The sequence below is a fragment of the Streptomyces sp. TRM68416 genome (assembly GCF_014596915.1).
Classification (GTDB): Bacteria; Actinomycetota; Actinomycetes; order Streptomycetales; family Streptomycetaceae; genus Streptomyces.
In genome coordinates, this window is record NZ_JACVWU010000017.1 from 176,747 (window position 1) to 193,572 (window position 16,826).

At 71.2% G+C, this 16,826-nt stretch carries 18 protein-coding genes and 1 pseudogene; 2 read left to right on the forward strand and 17 right to left on the reverse strand.

The window, feature by feature from the left end; translation table 11 throughout:
* Positions 1-180 precede the first annotated feature (180 nt).
* Together ICC28_RS26155 and ICC28_RS26160 are read left to right on the forward strand one after the other, a co-directional pair.
* A pseudogene (locus ICC28_RS26155) lies at positions 181-730 on the forward strand (hypothetical protein).
* A 405-nt stretch (positions 731-1,135) separates the two neighbouring features.
* Entirely contained in the window at positions 1,136-1,609 is a 474-nt protein-coding gene (locus tag ICC28_RS26160) for an NUDIX hydrolase (RefSeq protein ID WP_317454101.1), read from the forward strand.
* A 195-nt stretch (positions 1,610-1,804) separates the two neighbouring features.
* Here ICC28_RS26160 and ICC28_RS26165 read toward each other — a convergent pair whose 3' ends face one another.
* The 17 genes from ICC28_RS26165 to ICC28_RS26245 all read right to left on the reverse strand — a co-directional run bounded on the left by ICC28_RS26165 (position 1,805) and on the right by ICC28_RS26245 (position 16,784).
* Positions 1,805-2,209 (reverse strand): type II toxin-antitoxin system PemK/MazF family toxin, encoded by a 405-nt coding sequence (locus ICC28_RS26165; RefSeq protein WP_188291159.1) that lies wholly within the window; start codon positions 2,207-2,209, stop codon positions 1,805-1,807.
* Positions 2,210-2,422: 213 nt separating this feature from the next.
* On the reverse strand, positions 2,423-2,968 hold the full coding sequence (locus ICC28_RS26170) for an AAA family ATPase (RefSeq protein ID WP_188291160.1): 546 nt from the start codon (positions 2,966-2,968) through the stop codon (positions 2,423-2,425).
* 109 nt (positions 2,969-3,077) lie between these two features.
* Positions 3,078-4,142 (reverse strand): MBL fold metallo-hydrolase, encoded by a 1,065-nt coding sequence (locus tag ICC28_RS26175; RefSeq protein ID WP_317454102.1) that lies wholly within the window; start codon positions 4,140-4,142, stop codon positions 3,078-3,080.
* 331 nt (positions 4,143-4,473) lie between these two features.
* On the reverse strand, positions 4,474-5,508 hold the full coding sequence (gene hypE, locus ICC28_RS26180; protein WP_188291162.1) for a hydrogenase expression/formation protein HypE: 1,035 nt from the start codon (positions 5,506-5,508) through the stop codon (positions 4,474-4,476).
* A complete protein-coding gene (gene hypD / locus ICC28_RS26185) occupies positions 5,505-6,608 on the reverse strand; it encodes a hydrogenase formation protein HypD (RefSeq protein ID WP_188291163.1) in 1,104 nt (367 codons plus the stop codon). The genes hypE and hypD overlap by 4 nt, the downstream gene beginning before the upstream one ends.
* The gene (locus ICC28_RS26190) at positions 6,605-7,225 is read right to left on the reverse strand and encodes a CBS domain-containing protein (RefSeq protein ID WP_188291164.1); all 621 of its coding nucleotides are present in this window, start codon (positions 7,223-7,225) and stop codon (positions 6,605-6,607) included. Before ICC28_RS26190 ends, hypD begins: the two co-directional genes overlap by 4 nt.
* The gene (locus tag ICC28_RS26195; RefSeq protein ID WP_188291165.1) at positions 7,218-8,567 is read right to left on the reverse strand and encodes a Ni/Fe hydrogenase subunit alpha; all 1,350 of its coding nucleotides are present in this window, start codon (positions 8,565-8,567) and stop codon (positions 7,218-7,220) included. Before ICC28_RS26195 ends, ICC28_RS26190 begins: the two co-directional genes overlap by 8 nt.
* The gene (locus tag ICC28_RS26200; protein ID WP_188291166.1) at positions 8,564-9,316 is read right to left on the reverse strand and encodes an oxidoreductase; all 753 of its coding nucleotides are present in this window, start codon (positions 9,314-9,316) and stop codon (positions 8,564-8,566) included. The genes ICC28_RS26195 and ICC28_RS26200 overlap by 4 nt, the downstream gene beginning before the upstream one ends.
* Positions 9,316-10,122: an FAD/NAD(P)-binding protein gene (locus ICC28_RS26205; RefSeq protein ID WP_188291167.1), complete on the reverse strand. Its 807-nt coding sequence runs from the start codon at positions 10,120-10,122 to the stop codon at positions 9,316-9,318. The genes ICC28_RS26200 and ICC28_RS26205 overlap by 1 nt, the downstream gene beginning before the upstream one ends.
* Positions 10,122-10,583: a Crp/Fnr family transcriptional regulator gene (locus ICC28_RS26210; RefSeq protein ID WP_188291168.1), complete on the reverse strand. Its 462-nt coding sequence runs from the start codon at positions 10,581-10,583 to the stop codon at positions 10,122-10,124. Before ICC28_RS26210 ends, ICC28_RS26205 begins: the two co-directional genes overlap by 1 nt.
* A gap of 3 nt (positions 10,584-10,586) precedes the next feature.
* Positions 10,587-11,801: a 4Fe-4S dicluster domain-containing protein gene (locus tag ICC28_RS26215; protein WP_188291169.1), complete on the reverse strand. Its 1,215-nt coding sequence runs from the start codon at positions 11,799-11,801 to the stop codon at positions 10,587-10,589.
* 559 nt (positions 11,802-12,360) lie between these two features.
* Positions 12,361-13,386 (reverse strand): Gfo/Idh/MocA family protein, encoded by a 1,026-nt coding sequence (locus ICC28_RS26220; protein WP_188291170.1) that lies wholly within the window; start codon positions 13,384-13,386, stop codon positions 12,361-12,363.
* Positions 13,383-14,405, reverse strand: coding sequence for a Gfo/Idh/MocA family protein (locus ICC28_RS26225; RefSeq protein WP_188291171.1), 1,023 nt, complete (start codon positions 14,403-14,405; stop codon positions 13,383-13,385). The genes ICC28_RS26220 and ICC28_RS26225 overlap by 4 nt, the downstream gene beginning before the upstream one ends.
* The gene (locus ICC28_RS26230) at positions 14,402-15,169 is read right to left on the reverse strand and encodes an HAD family hydrolase (protein ID WP_188291172.1); all 768 of its coding nucleotides are present in this window, start codon (positions 15,167-15,169) and stop codon (positions 14,402-14,404) included. The genes ICC28_RS26225 and ICC28_RS26230 overlap by 4 nt, the downstream gene beginning before the upstream one ends.
* Positions 15,166-15,630, reverse strand: a complete 465-nt coding sequence (locus ICC28_RS26235) for a PTS glucose transporter subunit IIA (protein WP_188291173.1) — start codon at positions 15,628-15,630, stop codon at positions 15,166-15,168. The genes ICC28_RS26230 and ICC28_RS26235 overlap by 4 nt, the downstream gene beginning before the upstream one ends.
* The gene (locus ICC28_RS26240; RefSeq protein WP_093659907.1) at positions 15,627-15,857 is read right to left on the reverse strand and encodes a PTS transporter subunit EIIB; all 231 of its coding nucleotides are present in this window, start codon (positions 15,855-15,857) and stop codon (positions 15,627-15,629) included. Before ICC28_RS26240 ends, ICC28_RS26235 begins: the two co-directional genes overlap by 4 nt.
* Before the next feature lie 198 nt (positions 15,858-16,055).
* Positions 16,056-16,784: a GntR family transcriptional regulator gene (locus tag ICC28_RS26245; protein ID WP_317454103.1), complete on the reverse strand. Its 729-nt coding sequence runs from the start codon at positions 16,782-16,784 to the stop codon at positions 16,056-16,058.
* Positions 16,785-16,826: the final 42 nt, after the last annotated feature.

Here is a 16,826-nt window from a genome sequence, read left to right on the forward strand (position 1 = left end):
CACGTCGGACCCGCCACACCCGTGGGCTGTCGGTACGTCAGCCACGGCCAGGAACGCCTGCACCGTGGCCCCTGTGCGCCTCCCTGTCGCACGACTTCCCGAAGACGCCCTCCATCCGCCCGTACCGGACCGCCGAAGAAGCGGTATCCGTAACATTGGGGGCGCAGAGATGGGGGTGCCATGAGTCGGCCGTTGCTGTTCCTCGACGTCGACGGACCCCTGAATCCGTATGCGGCGAAGCCCGAGAAGCGCCCCGAGGACCACCCTTCGCGTCCCACTGGAGAGCGGGGCATCCGGGGGGCACGGGAGCCTGCGGACCCGCACAAGGCCACTACGGGTATGGCTCAACCCCGATCACGGGCCGGCGCTGCTGGCTCTCGGATACGAGATCTGCTGGGCCACAACCTGGATGAGTGACGCGAACAAGTGGATCGGACCTACGCTCGGTCTGCCTGAGTTGCCGTTCGTCGACTTCGGTGATGCCCTGCTCAACGAGCGCCCTGATGGCGTTCATTGGAAGTCGGAGCCATTGGTGCAGTACGCCAACGGCCGACCGTTCGCTTGGGTGGACGACGAACACAGCGACGCGGATCATGCACACGTGGCTGCCAACCATCACGCAGCCGTCCTGCTCCACCACGTCAATCCACGGATTGGCCTGCGGAACGACGACTTCACCACCCTCGCGGCCTTCGCGGCATCCATCGACATGTCGACGGGCGCTGCCTGAGCTCCAAGCGTCCATGCCTGGTTCAGAGAAGCAGGCGTGTTCATGGACGTAGAAGGTGCCGAAGTCGCGTCCGCAGACGCCGAGTGCGACCTTTCGTCTTCTCGACGACCGTGTGGATGGCGGCCTCGGCCACGGCGTGCGCGTAGGGGGTGGGGCCCTCGATGGGTGTGCAGATGTCACCACGTGCGGCTGCGCCTCCAGCAGCCGGGCGGGCTCGGACAGCCGGTCGGCCCCCCGGCCGCTCCGCCGTCTCAAGCGACCGCACAACGCAAGGGTGCCCAGCACACCGACGAACGCGGCCCCGGCATTGCGGTCAGGCCAAACCCATCGGGTCACCTCCTGCCGTCGGGTTGGCCGCCAACGTTCGCCGGGGTGGTCATGGCGCGGTCAAGTAGGGTCAGGGCTGTGGAGACGACACATCGGCCCGCCGTGCGGGTGATCTGCCTGGATGCCGCTCAGCGCCTACTCCTTCTCCACTGGCGTGATCCGTTTGACGGGGTGATGCTCTGGGAGCCGCCTGGTGGCGGCATCGAACCGGGCGAGACACCGCTGATCGCGGCTCGGCGAGAACTGGCGGAGGAGACCGGTCTGGACCCCGCGGCGGTCCGTGACCGGTCCGTGTCGGTCGAACGTGACGTTTGGTGGAACGGGAAGCGATTTGTCGGGGCGGAGGACTTCTTCGTGGCCCATTTCGCCGAGGAGCGGCCGACGTTGAGTCCTGCCGGTCTCCTGCCCGATGAGCAGGTCAATCTCCGTGAACACGCCTGGGTCGCATGGTCGGACCTGAACACGTTGGCGGATCGAATCGAGCCGCCGGCATTGATGTCCGTTCTCGCTGCCCTGGTACCGGAAGGTCCTTGGTGCGACCGGGTGCGTTGACCGGGAACCCTTCGCTCGTGCTGCCTTCGCGAGTGGGCGTCAGCCCAGCGGACGCCTTTCTCGGGGAGCAATGTTCAAGACCTGTGGATCAGCCTTGTGCGGGACGCGGACGGCGCCGTAGGCCCGCGTTGCAGTGCGGGCCGGGGAGGCACGCCCGTGCTCAGCGTGGTGAACGCCGATGGTTCGATTCTCCGCCTACTTGAGCTCGCCGAGACGGAGGGCGTCCCTGATGTCGCTGAGCTTCGCAGCCGTAGCTGGGGTCCACTCCTTCTCCTGTTCACTGAGACGGAGCGCATCCTCGATCGCACTGAGCTTCGCAGGGGGCAGGGCGCCCGCCTGCTCGATCAGGTCGTTCCGGGACAGTGTGGTCAGCCAGGTGCAAGGGGTGATGCCGGGATGCGAGAAGCCGAATCGCAGTACGCCTTCGAAGGGCAGCCCTTCCGTAGCTCCTATTGCCACTTCGACTCCCAGACCGCTGATGTCGACGTCAGCCGGAGCGACGACCTGCATCGCCCGGAACCCGCGCGCCTCGTCTCCCGACAGGAGTACGACCGGCCGCCGCTCTTCGAACTCGACCCACCACACTTCGCCGCGTTGCACATGTCCTCCTGGCCCGGGACTGCGGACGACCCCGCACGCTCGCGGCCGAAGCACGGAAGTAGTGCAGCCCCGTCTCCGGACACCTTGACTGTCTGAAGGACTCTAGTCTGCGTCGCCAGGTCGGCCGCCATTACTCTGGCCGACGTTGGACGAGCGCAGAGCATGGCGGACGACCAGGCGGCGCTGATGAGCGACGAGACCGGCGACCTGAACCTATCCGGATACGCTCGCCAGCCATCTGGTAGCACCTACAGCCTCGCGCGCTATGTCGTCCACGGTCCGTCCGTCAGTCGCCACCCACACCGTGTCCGGGGGCGCCTGCTCATCCAGAATCCGCGCCTTGCGGGCGCTGCTCTCCAACTCCTGCTCCAGCTCCGAGCCCAGCTCCCGACCGGTCAACCGGTCACGAGCGGTGGCGTCGGACGCGGTGAGCACCACCCGCACAATCCTGACATTCGCTCCCATGGCGCGCCGGAACATGCCCTCGTTCTCGGCCAGAACACTCACCGTCTGCGTGTAGATCAAACGGCGATACCCGAGCTCGGCATAGTTCGACCAGAGCGCCGTCAGATTGCACTCAGCGATCTTCCTGCGGTGGGGGTCCCCCTCCGGAGCGGGATGGGCCTGTCCCATGAAGTCACCTTCGATCACACAGTGAGCAACCATCGCAGCACGCAGTCGTGCTGAGACCTCCCATCCCACCGTCGTCTTGCCGACGCCAGCGCGCCCTCCGATGAGCAATACCTCTGCTTGATCCATAGCTGCACCCTGCCACCGGGCAGTCGAACCACGCGAACCAAATGTGCGCGGATCAAGGAGACAGGCCCAAGCCGCACTTGGGCCGGCACATGGGCCTTCGCCTTGCCTGTCAGCAGCCGCAGGCCGCCGCGGGGGTGGCGGCGGTCGCCGTGGCCGTGGCGGTGGACTCCTGGTCCAGGAGGATGCGGCCGCGCAGCATGTTCTCCATGACCTTCATGAACCGCTGTGCGCCGGAGGTGCCGACGACGAACGGGTTGTCGCGGCTGTCCGGCGAGGCGCGCACCTCCTCGATGCGCGCCAGGCCGTGATCGCAGAATCCGTGGTTGCTGAGTTCGACGTCCACCCCGGCCCGCCTCATCCGGGAGGCGAAGGCAAGGGCGGAGGCGAGGTAGGTCTGCTTGTCCGCGGTGGCGGCGGGAGGGTTGGTGCCGCCCCAGAGCATTGCGCGGTGCGCCTTGCCGTGCCAGCGGACGGGGAAGATGGGGGAGACGCTTCCGGGGGTGTGGCCCGGCGTGTGGTGGAGCGTGACCGTGGTGTTCCCGAGGGTCAGTCTCTGGCCGTCGGTGATGTCCAGGTCGCGGGTGGGCGCGTTCGCGGGCCGATTGGCGGCGATCATCTCCCAGTCGGCCGGGGCCATCAGCACGCGGGTGCCGTACGTGTCGGCGAGGTACTGCGCGCCGCCGAAGTGGTCGCCGTGCGCGTGGCAGACGACGACGTACTTGATCGTCGACGGGTCCAGGGCGAGGGCCCGCAGACCGGGGACGAGGGTCTGCTGGACGTCGGCGGGCGACGTCAGGGCGTCGATGAGGATGATGCCGTCCGAGGTGAGGATCGCCGTGGCGGACACGAAGCCGATGCTCACCACGGCGACGTCGTCGAAGATCTTCAGCGGCGCTGGCGCGGGAGGGAAGGGGATGCTGAAACCGGCGGCGAGCCCTGCGACGAGATCGGTGAGAATCGGGTTGTCGCCGGCCAGTCGGGCAGCCCGGTCGAAGTAGTACTGGGAGGTCCTGCTCCTGGCCTCCGTGGCCCCGGTCGCCTGCCCCGGAAGCAGGACCGCTGCCCCCGTGCCCAGCGCCGCGGCGGTGCCGAGCTGCCAGAAGTGGCGGCGGGTGAGGGACCGGTCGCTCGCGGAGCTGGTCGGGCGGGGCGCGTCGGATGTCGACTCGTTCACGGCTGGGACTCCTTGCCGGGGGATCGTGGTACGGGTTGGCCGTCCGGTGCAGGAGTATGGGCGGGGGGCCGGTGGGGAGCCAATATCGAGCTGTACAGTGATCATGGCCTGGCTGTGGCTGATCGGACAGTGCACGGCGGTTCGACCGCGGCCGGCAGTACGGACCCGAGCCGGCCGGGTGAAGTCGACTGAGGTTCGGCGGCGCCCCGGGCGCGCGGCTCCGCCGCGATGCGGCTCCCTCCGCGCGAGCGAAGCCGAGGGTGGGGGAGTGACCGGTCACGACGGCGCCGCGGCGAACCACCCGCCCGTCGCGGCACGTCGAACGCAGCGCTCAGCAGATCCGCGGCAGTTGCTCGCCCAGCGGCATGTCGACGATGCGCCGGGCGCCGACCAGCGTGCGCAGTGTGACCCGGCCGCGCGGCCCGTCCGGCAGCACCTCCCCGAGCCGCACCGCCTCCCGGCCCTCGGGCCGGGAGCGCAGGGCGGCCAGCGCGTCGTCGGCCGCGTGCGCGGCGACGAAGGCGACCAGGCAGCCCTCGTTGGCGACGACCAGCGGGTCCAGGCCCAGCAGATCGCAGGCGGAGGCCACCGCCTCGGGCACGGGGACGGCGGCTTCGTCGATCTCCACGGCCACCGAGGAGTCGCGCGCGATCTCGTTGAGGGCCGCCGCCAGACCGCCCCGGGTGGGATCGCGCAGCACGTGCACGGCGCCGCCGAGTGGAGCCAGCGCGTCCACCAGCCGGTGCAGCGGCCGGGAGTCCGAGGCGATGTCGCTCTCGAAGCCGAGGCCCTCACGGGTACTGAGCACGGTCGTGCCGTGCAGCCCGATCGGCCCGGACAGCAGCACCGCGTCCCCGGGACGGGCCAGCGCCGCGGAAGGCCTGAGCAGCGGGTGCCGCCGCCCGACGCCCGTGGTGTTGACGAAGAGCCGGTCGGCGGCACCCCGCCCCACCACCTTGGTGTCCCCGGTGACCACCGGCACCCCCGCCTCCTGCGCGGTCTTGCCCAACGACTCCATCACGGAGCGCAGTTCGGCCAGCGGCAGTCCTTCCTCCACGATCAGGGAGACGGACAGCGCCAGCGGCCACGCGCCCCGCATCGCGAGGTCGTTCACCGTGCCGTGGACGGCGAGGGACCCGATGTCCCCGCCGGGGAAGAACAGCGGACTGACGACGAAACTGTCGGTGCTCATCACCAGATCCGGCCGCCCGGGCAGCAGCGCGGCGTCCTCCAGCGGGCCGTCGCCCGCGTCGAGGGCGGGCAGCACGACCCGGTCGAGCAGCTCCGCGGTCAGGCGCCCGCCGGCGCCGTGGCCGAGCAGGACGACCTCGTCCTCGTGGTTCGGGACGGGACAGTCGAGAGTCATGGCGTGCTCCTCGTACGGGTGCGTCCGGCCGCATGGAAGGCGGCACAGGTGCCCTCGGACGACACCATCGGCGCGCCGAGGGGGTGACGGGGTGTGCAACGGGTGCCGTACGCCGCGCAGTCGGTGGGCAGCCGGGCCCCGGTGAGAATCGCGCCCGCGATGCACTCCGGGTCCTCCACGGGACTGAGCCCGCCCACGTCGAAGCGGCGGGCCGCGTCGAACTCCCGGTACTTCTCGGCGAGTTCGAGGCCGCTGTCGGGCAGCGCCCCGATGCCCCGCCAGGACCGGTCGGCGACCTGGAACACCTCACGGACCGCGTCCTGCGCCTGGGTGTTGCCCGAGCGGCGCACGGCCCGCACGTACTGGTTCTCCACCTCCGACCGGCCCGACTCCAGCTGCCGCACCGCCATGAGGATGCCCTCCAGCAGGTCCAGCGGCTCGAAGCCGGTCACCACGATCGGCACCCGGTGGCGGGCGGCGATCGGCTCGTACTCGCGCCAGCCCATCACCGCGCACACGTGCCCGGCCGCGAGGAAGGCCTGCACCTCGCAGTCCGGGTCCTCCAGCAGCGCCGTCATGGCCGGGGGCACCAGAACGTGGCTGACCAGCATCGAGAAGTTCGTCAGGCCCAGACGGGCCGCGTGCAGGACCGCCGTCGCGTTCGCGGGCGCCGTCGTCTCGAAGCCGACGGCGAGGAAGACCACCTCGCGGTCGGGGTGCTCGGCGGCCAGGCGTACGGCGTCCATCGGGGCGTAGACCACCCGGACGTCGGCGCCGCGCGCCCGCAGGGAGAGCAGGTCGGTGTCCGTGCCCGGAACCCGCAGCATGTCACCGAAGCTGGTCAGGATCACGCCCGGCCGGGCGGCGACCGCCATGGCCCGGTCCAGGGTCTCCAGCGGCGTCACGCACACCGGGCAGCCCGGACCGTGGATCATCCGCATGCCGGCCGGCAGCAGTTCGTCGATGCCCTGGCGGACCAGGGTGTGGGTCTGCCCGCCGCACACCTCCATGATCCGCCACGGGCGCGTGGCGGACCGCCGCAGCTCGTCCAGCAGCCGCCGGGCGAGCACGGGATCGCGGTACTCGTCCAGGTACTTCATCGGTGCGTGAGATCGAGCCGGATGTCCACGACCCCCTCCACCGCCCGCACCGCCCGGGCCACCACGGGCACGAGCGCACGGTCGGGCAGGGCGCCGCCGAGCGTCACCACGCCCTCGGTCACCGAGACCGTCAGGGGCGTGACGATCGGAAGCTGGCCGAGGACACTGCCGCGGATCTCCTCGGCGATCTCCTCGTCCGAGCGCAGGAACACCTTGAGCAGGTCGCTGCGGCTGACCACGCCCTGCAACAGGCCGACCCCGTCGACCACCGGCAGCCGCTTGACGTGCCGACGGGCCATGATGCGGGCCGCCTCGGCGAGCGAGGCGTCCGCGTGCACGGTCACCGCCGGGGCGCTCATCAGCTCGCCCGCGGTCACCGCCCCCGCCTTGGCCCGCTCCGCGAGGTCGCCCTCGTCGGTGTCCCGGAACTCCTCCTTGAGCAGCAGGTCGGCCTCGGAGACCACCCCGACGACCCGCCCCTCGCCGGCCAGCACCGGCAGGGCGCTGACCTTCCACTGGTCGAGCAGCTCGACGATCTCCTTGAAGGTCGCCTCGCTGCCGACCGCGATCACGGTGTGCGTCATCACATCGCTCACGGCGTACGGGGATTCAGGCATCGCCGCCTCCTGTGGTTCGGACGACCGTCAGGTCGAGGAAATGGGTGGAGCACGAGATGCACGGGTCGTGATTGCGGATCGCCCGCTCGCACAGATCCGTCAACTCGGCGTCGTCCGGGTCGCCTTCGCTGATCGCCCGCTGGGCCAGCCGTCGCAGGTCGTCCTCGATCGCGCCCTGGTTCTGCGCGGTGGGCGGCACCAGCGTCGCGCCGGTCACCGTCCCGTCCGGGCCGAGTTCGTAGCGGTGGTAGAGCACCCCGCGCGGGGCCTCGGTCGCCCCGTGCCCGACCCCCGCCACCGGCGGGACCTCGGTGTACGGGCGCTCGGGCGGCTCGTAGGCCTCGATGATCCGCAGCGCCTCGCACAGGGCGTACACCGTCTCCACCGCCCGCACCAGGATGGACCGGTACGGGTTGCGGCACACGGCACCCTCCCGCGGATCGCCGAGCCCGGCCTCCACCGCCGCCTGGCGCGCCGGCTCCGACAGCCGCGCCCCGCCGATCGCGAACCGGGCGAGGGAGCCGGTCAGATGCACCCGGCCGTCCAGCCGCGAGTGCAGGGCGGTGGAGTGCGGTACGTGCGTCTCGACGACCCGGTGGGTGAAGTCCCGTACCGGGAAGGACCCTTGGGTCCCGTCCGCGCGCAGTACGGTCGGCGTGCCGGACTCGATGGCATAGGTGTCCGGGGAGGCCAGGGCCAGCAGATCGGCCTTGACCCGGGCGTCCGGGAACTCGAAGCCGGCCACCCAGCGCACGGTGTCCCACGCGTCGTCCAGGGCCCGCTTCAACTCCTCGACCAGGCCGAGCAGTTCGGCGCGCGCCGGGGCGCGGTGGAAGCCGCCGAGCCGGACGTTCACCGGGTGCACGGCCCGCCCGCCGAGCAGCTCCATCAGCGAGTTGCCCGCCTTCTTCAGCCGCAGCCCCCGCTCCACCTCGGCCCGGTGGGTGCGGGCCAGCTCGATCGCGCTCGACCGGCCCAGGAAGTCGGGTGCGTGCAGCAGGTAGATGTGCAGGGCCTGGCTCTCGATCCACTCCCCGCAGTACAGCAGCCTGCGCAGATCCCGGATCACCGGCTCCACGCTCACCCCGCACGCGTCCTCGATCGCCGCGCACGCGCTCATCTGGTACGCCACCGGGCAGATCCCGCACACCCGGGCGGTGATGTCCGGCGGTTCGGTGTACGAGCGCCCGCGCAGCAGCGCCTCGAAGAACCGCGGCGGCTCGTAGATCTCCAGCCGCGCCTCGGTGACCGTGCCGTCGTGCACGCCCAGGCGCAGCGCTCCCTCGCCCTCGACCCGGGACAACGAGCCGACGTGCAGCACACGGGATCCTCGATGAGTCACTTCCTCAACTCCTCGTCGAACGCAGGGGCGTTGAAGGTGTGCAGGAACCGCTCCACGGCGTCCTCGTCCAGGCCGTCGCGGCGCAGCACGGGGATCAGCGCGGGCAGGTTCACCGACCCGGACGGCCCGAAGCAGCCGAAGCAGCCGCGATGGTAGGCCGGGCACAGCGCCCCGCAGCCCGCATGGGTGACCGGGCCCAGACACGGGGTGCCGTGGGCGACGGTGACGCAGACCGTGCCGCGCCGCTTGCACTCGAAGCAGACACTGTGGTCCGGCACATCGGGCTTGCGGCCGGCCAGGAACGCGGTGATCACTTCGAGGAGCTGACGCCGGTCCACCGGGCAGCCGCGCAGCTCGAAGTCGACGTCCACATGGGCGGAGACCGGAGTGGAGGTGGCCAGCGTCGAGACGTACTCGGGGCGGGCGTAGACCACGCGCCGGTACTCGTCGACGTCCGCGAAGTTGCGCAGCGCCTGGATGCCGCCGGCCGTCGCGCAGGCCCCGATCGTCACCAGGTGGCGGGAGGCGGCCCGGATCGCCCGGATCCGCTCGGCGTCCTGGGCGGTGGTGACCGAGCCCTCGACCAGCGTCAGGTCGTAGGGGCCCGGCGCGACCGCGCTGGACGCCTCCAGGAAGTGGGCGATGTCCACCTCGCCCGCCAGCGCGAGGAGTTCGTCCTCGCAGTCCAGCAGGGTGAGCTGACAGCCGTCGCAGGAGGCCAGCTTGAACACCGCGAGTTTGGGCGCCATCACAACTCCCTCACCGACAGCAGCGATTCGGCCCGCTCCCAGTCCACGACCGGGCCGTCCCGGCACAGCAGCACCGGCCCGAGCTGGCAGTGCCCGCAGTGGCCGGTCGCACAGCGCATGTTCCGCTCCAGCGAGACCCGGATCCGTGCGCGGGGCATCCCGCGCGCGGCGAGCTCGCGGGCCGTGGCCCGGATCATCGGCTCCGGCCCGCACACGAACGCCCAGGCGTCGGCGGGCGCGAAGTCCGCCCGGTCCAGCAGGTCAGTGACCAGACCCACGTCACCGCGCCAGCCGTCGTCCGGCCGGTCGACGGTCACCCCGGTGTACGCGGTCCGCCAGCCCTCGATCTCCTTGCGGGCGATCAGATCGGCCGGGGTGCGCGCCCCGATCAGCACGTTGACCCTGCCGTACGCCGCCGGTTCGGCCAGCGCGCGCAGGATCAGCGGCCGCAGCGGCGCGAGTCCGATGCCGCCGGCGACCACCACCACGTCCCTGCCCCGGGCCCGCTCCAGCTCCCAGCCGGTCCCGTACGGGCCGCGGACCCCGAGGACATCGGCGGCCTGCGCCGCGCACAGCCCCGCCGAGACGGCGCCCACCGCCCGTACGGTGTGCGCGAGCCCGCCGGTGGCCTGCACCGAACTCACCGAGACCGGGATCTCGCCCCGCCCGAAGCAGTGCACCATCGCGAACTGGCCCGGCGCGAAGTCACCGAGCGGCACGCCGACCGGCTCAAGGCGCAGCGTCACCGTGTCCGCGGTCTCCGGCCTGCGGGCGACCACGCGGTAGGGAACCGGTACGTCTGTCATCACGCACCACCGCTGGCGTAGGGCCCGTACAGGTCGAGCAGCCGGGTCCGTGCCGCGCGCAGCCGGTGGGCCAGCACCCGGCCGACCCAGTGCTCCACGACACGGCCGAACTCGGCGTCGTGCAGGCACATCAGCCGGACGGCGACGGCGTCGAACTCGTAGGCCCGCAGGGGCGTCACGGCCTCGGCGCCGAACTGCCACACGTACGGCTCGTACAGCCAGGACCAGCCGACCAGGTCGCCGACGCCGAGCGTCTCGACGACCGGTGCCCGGCGGCCGGGCACATGCAGGTCGAGGGCGAGCGTGCCGTCGCGGACGATCCAGAAGCGGTCGGCGTGCCCGCCCTCGTCGAACAGCCGGGCACCCTGGGCGAAGCGCACCTCCCTGCCGACGCGCAGCAGCCGGTCGCGATGCTCGGCGGGCAGGGCGTGGTTCATGCGCAGGGCGATCGAGGGGGGCATCGGTCAGGCCTCCGTTCCGTGATCGACGGCGTCAAGGGCGTCTACGACTTCCGGTGCTTCGGCTGCTCCGGCGGCTTCAGTGGCTTCGGCCGCTTCGGCCGCTTCGGCCGCTTCGGCGGCGAGCGCGGCGACCTCCTCGGTGATGTCGATTCCGGCCGGGCACCAGGCGATGCAGCGCCCGCAGCCCACGCACCCGGAGGAGTCGAACTGGTCGTGCCAGGTGGAGAGTTTGTGGGTGAGCCACTGGCGGTAGCGGCTGCGCGCCGACGCGCGCACCGGGCCGCCGTGCAGATACGAGAAGTCCAGATCGAAGCAGGAGTCCCAGCGCTGCCAGCGCTCGGCGTGGTCACCGGTGAGGTCGGTGACCTCCTCGGTGGTGGTGCAGAAGCAGGTGGGGCAGACCATCGTGCAGTTGCCGCAGGTCAGACAGCGGGAGGCGACCTCGTCCCAGCGCTCGGCGCCGGCGCTCGCCCCCAGCAGCGCCCGCACGTCGACCGGGGGCAGGGCACGGCCCATGCGCTCGCGGGCCGCGTCGACGGCGGCACGGGCGTCGCGCTCGGCGTCCGGGCCGGCGACGCGGTGGGGCACCTGCTCCAGCAGGGCGGCGCCCTCGTCGCTGCCCACCCGCACCAGGAAGTGGCCGTCCACCTCGGTGAGCGCCAGGTCGTAACCGGGGTCGGCGGCGGGCCCGCCGCCGGTGGAGACGCAGAAGCAGGTCGCGCCGGGCTCGGTGCACTCGGCCGCGATCAGGAACGCCCCGCTGCGCCGCCGCCCGTACCCGCTGTCCGCGTACCGCCCGCCGGCCAGCACCCGGTCCTGGATCGCGATGGCCCGCAGATCACAGGGCCGGACGCCGAGGAAGGCGTACGACGGGGTATCGGGCTCCTCCGGGGTGAAGGCGAGACCGCCCTCGGGGGTGCGGTCGGCGCTCCACAGCCGTTCGCGGGCCGGGTGCAGGAAGTTCTTCCAGGACTGCGGCCCCGCGCTGTGCGCGAAGGCGGCCCCGTCCGCACGGCGTACGAGACGGTACCGGCCGGCTTCCAGCTCGACGCCCCAGCCGAAGGGAAGGTCGTCCGCGCAGGTCAGCTCGGCGAGCACGATCGCCCCGTCGCGGACGGTGGGTCCGACGACGGTCCGTCCCTGCGCCGCCAGGGCGGCGACCAGCGCGTTCAGACCGTCACGGTCGAGCACGACGGCCGGGCGCGGGGTGACGGTCATGACGTTCCTCCTCGAACGTGCGGTCCTCCACCGTCAGAGTCCGCCCGCGAAGGCCTTCACAGGCAGGGGCTGACCGGCCCTCTTGACGGGCCGACCGGGTCCCGTCCGGAAGCCCGGGCCCCTCTCCAAGCGCTCTGCTGGAGGTGCCGTGGTGTGTCGTCGTTCGCCTGCGGGCCCGTCGTGGCTGGTCGAGCCCCGCGGCAGAGCCGCTGACACATGCAGCCGCGTGCCCTTTCGGGGCGCTGCCGATGGAGGAGTACCTGCGGATGGCGCGCTCGGCTTCCGTCCCCGGGGTGCTGCTGCCGAGCCTGCGCCCTGCACCGCCCCGGGTGTGCGTGGTGATCGACACCTCTGGGGCGGTGAGCGGCGCCGAACTGGGGTAACAGCTGGTGGTGTGCTCGTTGCCTGTGGCGATCAACGCAGTTCAGGCTGCACGTGGACACCGGGGGACGACTGCGTCGCAGGCAGGGAGCTCGGCCCCGGGCGGGCGCCCGGCAGCTTGAGCCAGGCGTCCTTTCCACGGCTTTCCCCACCGCCGGAAGTGAGCCGGAGCCGTGGATCAGGTACTCCCGTTGAGGGGGGCGGGTTGGCCGGTGCGGAGCGACTCGTAGGCGGCGAGGGCGGCTCGGAGTGTGCGTAGTCCGGTGTGCCCGTCGGGGTGGGCGCGTTGTCCGGTGCGGGCGGCGGTGAGGAAGGTGTCGAGCATGGCGGCGTCGAGGTTGGTGGCGGCGGGTTCCCAGCGGGTGGTGGCCTGGGTGGTGTCGTAGCCCGTGAGCAGTGGTGGGAAGGCGTCAAACTCCGCGAGGGCGCGCTCGCCGATGCAGGTGAGGGTGAGGCCGCCCCAGGTGGGGTGGGTGGCGGGGTGACTCCAGCTGCAGTCGATGGTGGCGACGAGGCCACCCGGGTAGGTGAGGGTGATCAGGCCGGCCGACTCGACAGCCGGTTGGTCGGCACCGTCGGGGGTGAGGAGGGTGTTGGCGACGGCGTGGACGTGGGTGGGTTGCCGGCCGTCGAGGAGGACGTCGAGGAGGTCGGCGATGTGCAGGGTGTGGTCGATGACGGCGCCGCCTCCGGCGAGGGCGGGGTCGGCGAACCAGGGGCGCTGGAGGGCGGGCGGGGAGGAGGTGTTGACGCCGTGCACGCTCAGGAGGGGCCCGAGGGTGCCGTCGGTGAGGGTGCGCCGGAGAGCTGCGAAGGCGGGGTGGTGGCGTACGGGATGGGCGATCATGAGGTTCACGCCGGCCAGCTCGCAGGTTTCGATCATGGCGCGTGCGTCGTCCTCGGTGGTGGCCAGGGGTTTCTCGCACAGGATGTGAGCCCCCGCGGCGGCGGCCTGCTCGACCAGTGTGCGGTGGCGGGCGCTCTCGCTGGTGACGATGACGGCCCGCGGGCGCTCGGCGAGGGCATCGTCGTAACCGGGCCGGTAGGTGACACCGAGTGCGTCGGCCAGGGCCTTGCCGCGTGTGGGGTCGCTGGGATCGGCGTCGGGGTCGGTCACGATGAGCTCGATGTCGCTTCGGTCGCGCAGCAGTTGGATGTACGTCGCTGCGTGTACGTGGGCGAAGGAGAGGAGGGCGACCTTCATCGGGGGCTTCCTTCCGTGGGCGTGCCGGGTGCTGCGTCCTGGACGGCGACGCTCAGCCCGGTGGCTGCGGACCGGCGGGCGGCTGCGGCGATCTTGACGGCCGCCACACCGTCCCGGGCGTTCACCCGCGGGGCGGGACCGCCTTGGAAGGCGGTCGCGAACTCGCGGATCTGGGCGGTGAAGGGGTCTTCGCCGAAGTCGCCGGTGGGTACCGCGTCGGCTTCCGCCCCGGCTGCACCGGTCACACGCAGGGACGGGTGGGCGAGGGAGTCGTGGGTGACGGTGCCGTTGGAGCCGGCGACGTGGAAGGTGTAGCGGAACGGAGTGGCGGGCGGGCCCCACACACCCAGGACCTGTGAGATCACACCGGAGTCGTGGGTCAGGGTGGCGCTGCCGGTGGCCACGGGATGGTCGGAGGCGTGGGTGGTGAAGTGGCCGCGCTGGGTGGCGTGGATGCTGACGACCTCCCCGAAGAGCCACCTGGCGATGTCCATGTCGTGGAGCATCTGGTCGGTGACGATGCCTCCCGAGAGGGCGCTATCGGCGAACCAGGGGCTCCACGTGGGATAGCGTCCGGTGCGGGTGAAGCGGGCCACGGCCGGGCGTCCGAGGGCCCCGGACTCGATGGTGCTGCGGAGACGGGCGTAGGCGGGGAAGAACCGCACGACGTGTCCGGGGTAGAGCAGGCGTCCGGCCTTGTGGGCGGCCTCGGCCATCTCCAGGGCGTCTGCCGGTGTCAGGGCGAGGGGTTTCTCGCACAGGACGTCCACTCCGGCCGCGAAGGCGGCCAGGGCGATGCCGCGATGGGTGGTGGTGGGGGTGCAGATGTCGGCGACCGATGCCCCGTCCAGCGCTTCCTCGAGGCAGGAGGCCTCGGTGAGACCGAACTCCTCGGCGAGCGGCGCGGCTTGGTCGTCGGTGGAGAAGATGCGGATCCGTGCTCCGAGCGCGATCCAGGCCGGGATGTGGGTGCGGGCGATGAACCCGGCACCGATCACGGCCACGTCGAGTCCCTTCATGCTTCCGTCTCCTCTTCGTCGTTGCGTCCTGCCGCCGCCCGGTCTGATCTGAGGGCGTCGCTGACACTGCGCACGCTTGCGGCGGTGAGATCGGGAACGGTCCAGCGCGCTCCGGCCAGGGCGAGGTCGGCCGCTGCAGTGGTGGTGGTGACGCCGACGATGTCCCGGACACCGGCGGCGACCAGGGCGCTGACACCCGACAGCGAGTCCTCGAAGGCGAGGCAGTGGTCGGGCCTCGCCCGCAGGGCGGTGCAGGCCCTGAGATAGCCCTCGGGGGAGGGCTTGCCGGTGGTCGTGTCCTCAGCGGTGATGACCACGTCGACCAGGTGCCGTACGCCGAGGACCTCGTCGAGGAGGTACTGGGCCCACAGCGCACCGGCGCTGGTGATGACGGAGACGGGATACTTCACGCGCAGCCGCCGGACGAGTGCGGCAGCACCGGGAACGACCTCGACGCTGCCGGCGTGTTCCAACGTGAAGGCGGTCATGGTGGACAGCACGGCTTGTGCGTCGGCGCCCGTCCAGGGCCCGGGAACGCCGGCGATGACGTCACTGGGCCGTCGCCCCATGTACTGCTGCGCGTAGTCGGCGTCGGTCACCTCGACACCCCATGCGTCGAAGAACGCCTGCCAGGCGAGGCGGTGGACCTCTTCGCTGAAGACCAGGGTGCCGTCCAGGTCCAGGAGGACCGCTTCGCACGGCGGACGGGAGCCGAGCCCCTGGTTGCCGGGCCTCTTCGGGGGACGCGCGCCGGCCGTTGTCACAGCGCCGCCCAGCTGAACAGCAGGGCCCCGGCCGGTACCGGGCCGGTGACGGACGGCGGCTGCGTCGATCCGGGCCGACTGTCGAGGACCACAACCGGGCAGATGGCGGACAGGCCGTGTGCCCGGACCGCGAACGGGTCGAAGGTGATCACAGCCCGGCCGACCTCCACCTGTTCCCCCGCGGCCACATGCGAGTGGAACCCTTCTCCCTTCAGCCGCACGGTGTCGATGCCCAGGTGCACGAGGACGGCGGCCCCGCTGCTGGTACGGATCACGAACGCATGCGGAAGCAGGGTGGCGACCGTACCGGCGACCGGCGCCACGACATCGACGGGCCCGGCACCGTGGTGAGGCTCCACCGCCACTCCCGAGCCCACCATCTGGGCCGCGAAGACCGGGTCGGGGACTTTGCCGAGCGCCGTCAGGGTCCCGGACAGCGGGGCGTGGACGGCGAGACTCACAGCAGCTCCTTGATGTCCTCGGCCAGGGAGTCCGCCTCGGGGCCGACGACCACCTGTACGACTCCGGCCGACACCAGGACCCCGTGGGCGCCCGCTCTCTTGAGGGCGCCCACGTCAACGACGCCCGGGTCGTTCACCTCGGTGCGCAGCCTGGTGATGCATGCCTCGATGTCGGCAATGTTGTCGGCCCCTCCGAGCCCTTCGACGATGAGCCGGGCTTTGGACATGGGTGCCCCCTCCTGATCAGTGGACCGATGCGGCGCCGCGCCGAAGCGACGAACACGCCGCAAGGAGACTGGTTATTACCAGTTATAACCAGGAGGGTAGCCCGGAGGTGTCACCACAGGCAAGTAAAGTCATGGGCATGTCAAAAGTGCACGGCAAAGCAGGGGGTGCCCCCGCCCCGGGAAGTCCCGGGTGGGGGCTCAGTGCTCGGTGAGAGTCATGTGCACCTGGTAGCGGTCGGCGCGGAACCATGAGTACGCGTGCTCGACGGGCTGCTCGCCGCTGTAGGCGATCCGGTCGAAGGTCATGACGGCAGTGCCCTTGCGGATGCCCAGAAGGGCGGCGGTCTCCGCGGAGGCCGGCCCTGCTCCGACCGTCTGCTCCGCACGGTCGACGGGATATCCGAACTGCGAGCCCAGGGTGTCGTAGATCGAGGCGGTGAAGTCCACGCTGTCCAGCTCCGGCAGCAGGTCGGCGTTGTACCAGGCGTCCTCGACGCAGATGGGTGTCCCATTGGCCAGCCGGAGTCGGCGGACGTGCCATGACTGCTGCTTCTCGGACATCTGGAGAGCTGCGGCGGTGGCTGGGGCGGGGACTTCCTTCTCGACGGAGAGCACGACGGTGCCCGGCTCCAGGCCGAGTCGCCGCATGTCCTCGTGGAAGGAGGCCAGGCCGAGTTCTGAGCGGTGTGTCCGCTCGGCAACGAAGGTGCCGCGCCCGTGCACCCGGACGGCCAGCCCTTCGGCTACGAGCTGACCGAGGGCTTCGCGCACCGTCACCCGGCTGACTCCGTGGTCGAGGCACAGTTGTCGCTCGCTCGGCAGTGCGTCACCGGGGGACAGCTGGTTGGTGCACATGTCGACCAGAATCGCCCGCAGTTGCGCGTGCTTGGGCACCATGCCTTTGGCGGCGATCTGCCGTGTCGTCACTGCGACCCCACTCTCGGTTCCGGGGGCTTCGTCGCACCCCCG

Coding starts and splice junctions, on each gene's coding strand:
- ICC28_RS26170 (WP_188291160.1), bottom strand. CDS start 2,968: ATGGATCAAGCAGAGGTATTGCTCATCGGAGGGCGCGCTGGCGTCGGC.
- hypE (WP_188291162.1), bottom strand. CDS start 5,508: ATGACTCTCGACTGTCCCGTCCCGAACCACGAGGACGAGGTCGTCCTG.
- hypD (WP_188291163.1), bottom strand. CDS start 6,608: ATGAAGTACCTGGACGAGTACCGCGATCCCGTGCTCGCCCGGCGGCTG.
- ICC28_RS26190 (WP_188291164.1), bottom strand. CDS start 7,225: ATGCCTGAATCCCCGTACGCCGTGAGCGATGTGATGACGCACACCGTG.
- ICC28_RS26200 (WP_188291166.1), bottom strand. CDS start 9,316: ATGGCGCCCAAACTCGCGGTGTTCAAGCTGGCCTCCTGCGACGGCTGT.
- ICC28_RS26205 (WP_188291167.1), bottom strand. CDS start 10,122: ATGACAGACGTACCGGTTCCCTACCGCGTGGTCGCCCGCAGGCCGGAG.
- ICC28_RS26210 (WP_188291168.1), bottom strand. CDS start 10,583: ATGCCCCCCTCGATCGCCCTGCGCATGAACCACGCCCTGCCCGCCGAG.
- ICC28_RS26215 (WP_188291169.1), bottom strand. CDS start 11,801: ATGACCGTCACCCCGCGCCCGGCCGTCGTGCTCGACCGTGACGGTCTG.
- ICC28_RS26220 (WP_188291170.1), bottom strand. CDS start 13,386: ATGAAGGTCGCCCTCCTCTCCTTCGCCCACGTACACGCAGCGACGTAC.
- ICC28_RS26225 (WP_188291171.1), bottom strand. CDS start 14,405: ATGAAGGGACTCGACGTGGCCGTGATCGGTGCCGGGTTCATCGCCCGC.
- ICC28_RS26240 (WP_093659907.1), bottom strand. CDS start 15,857: ATGTCCAAAGCCCGGCTCATCGTCGAAGGGCTCGGAGGGGCCGACAAC.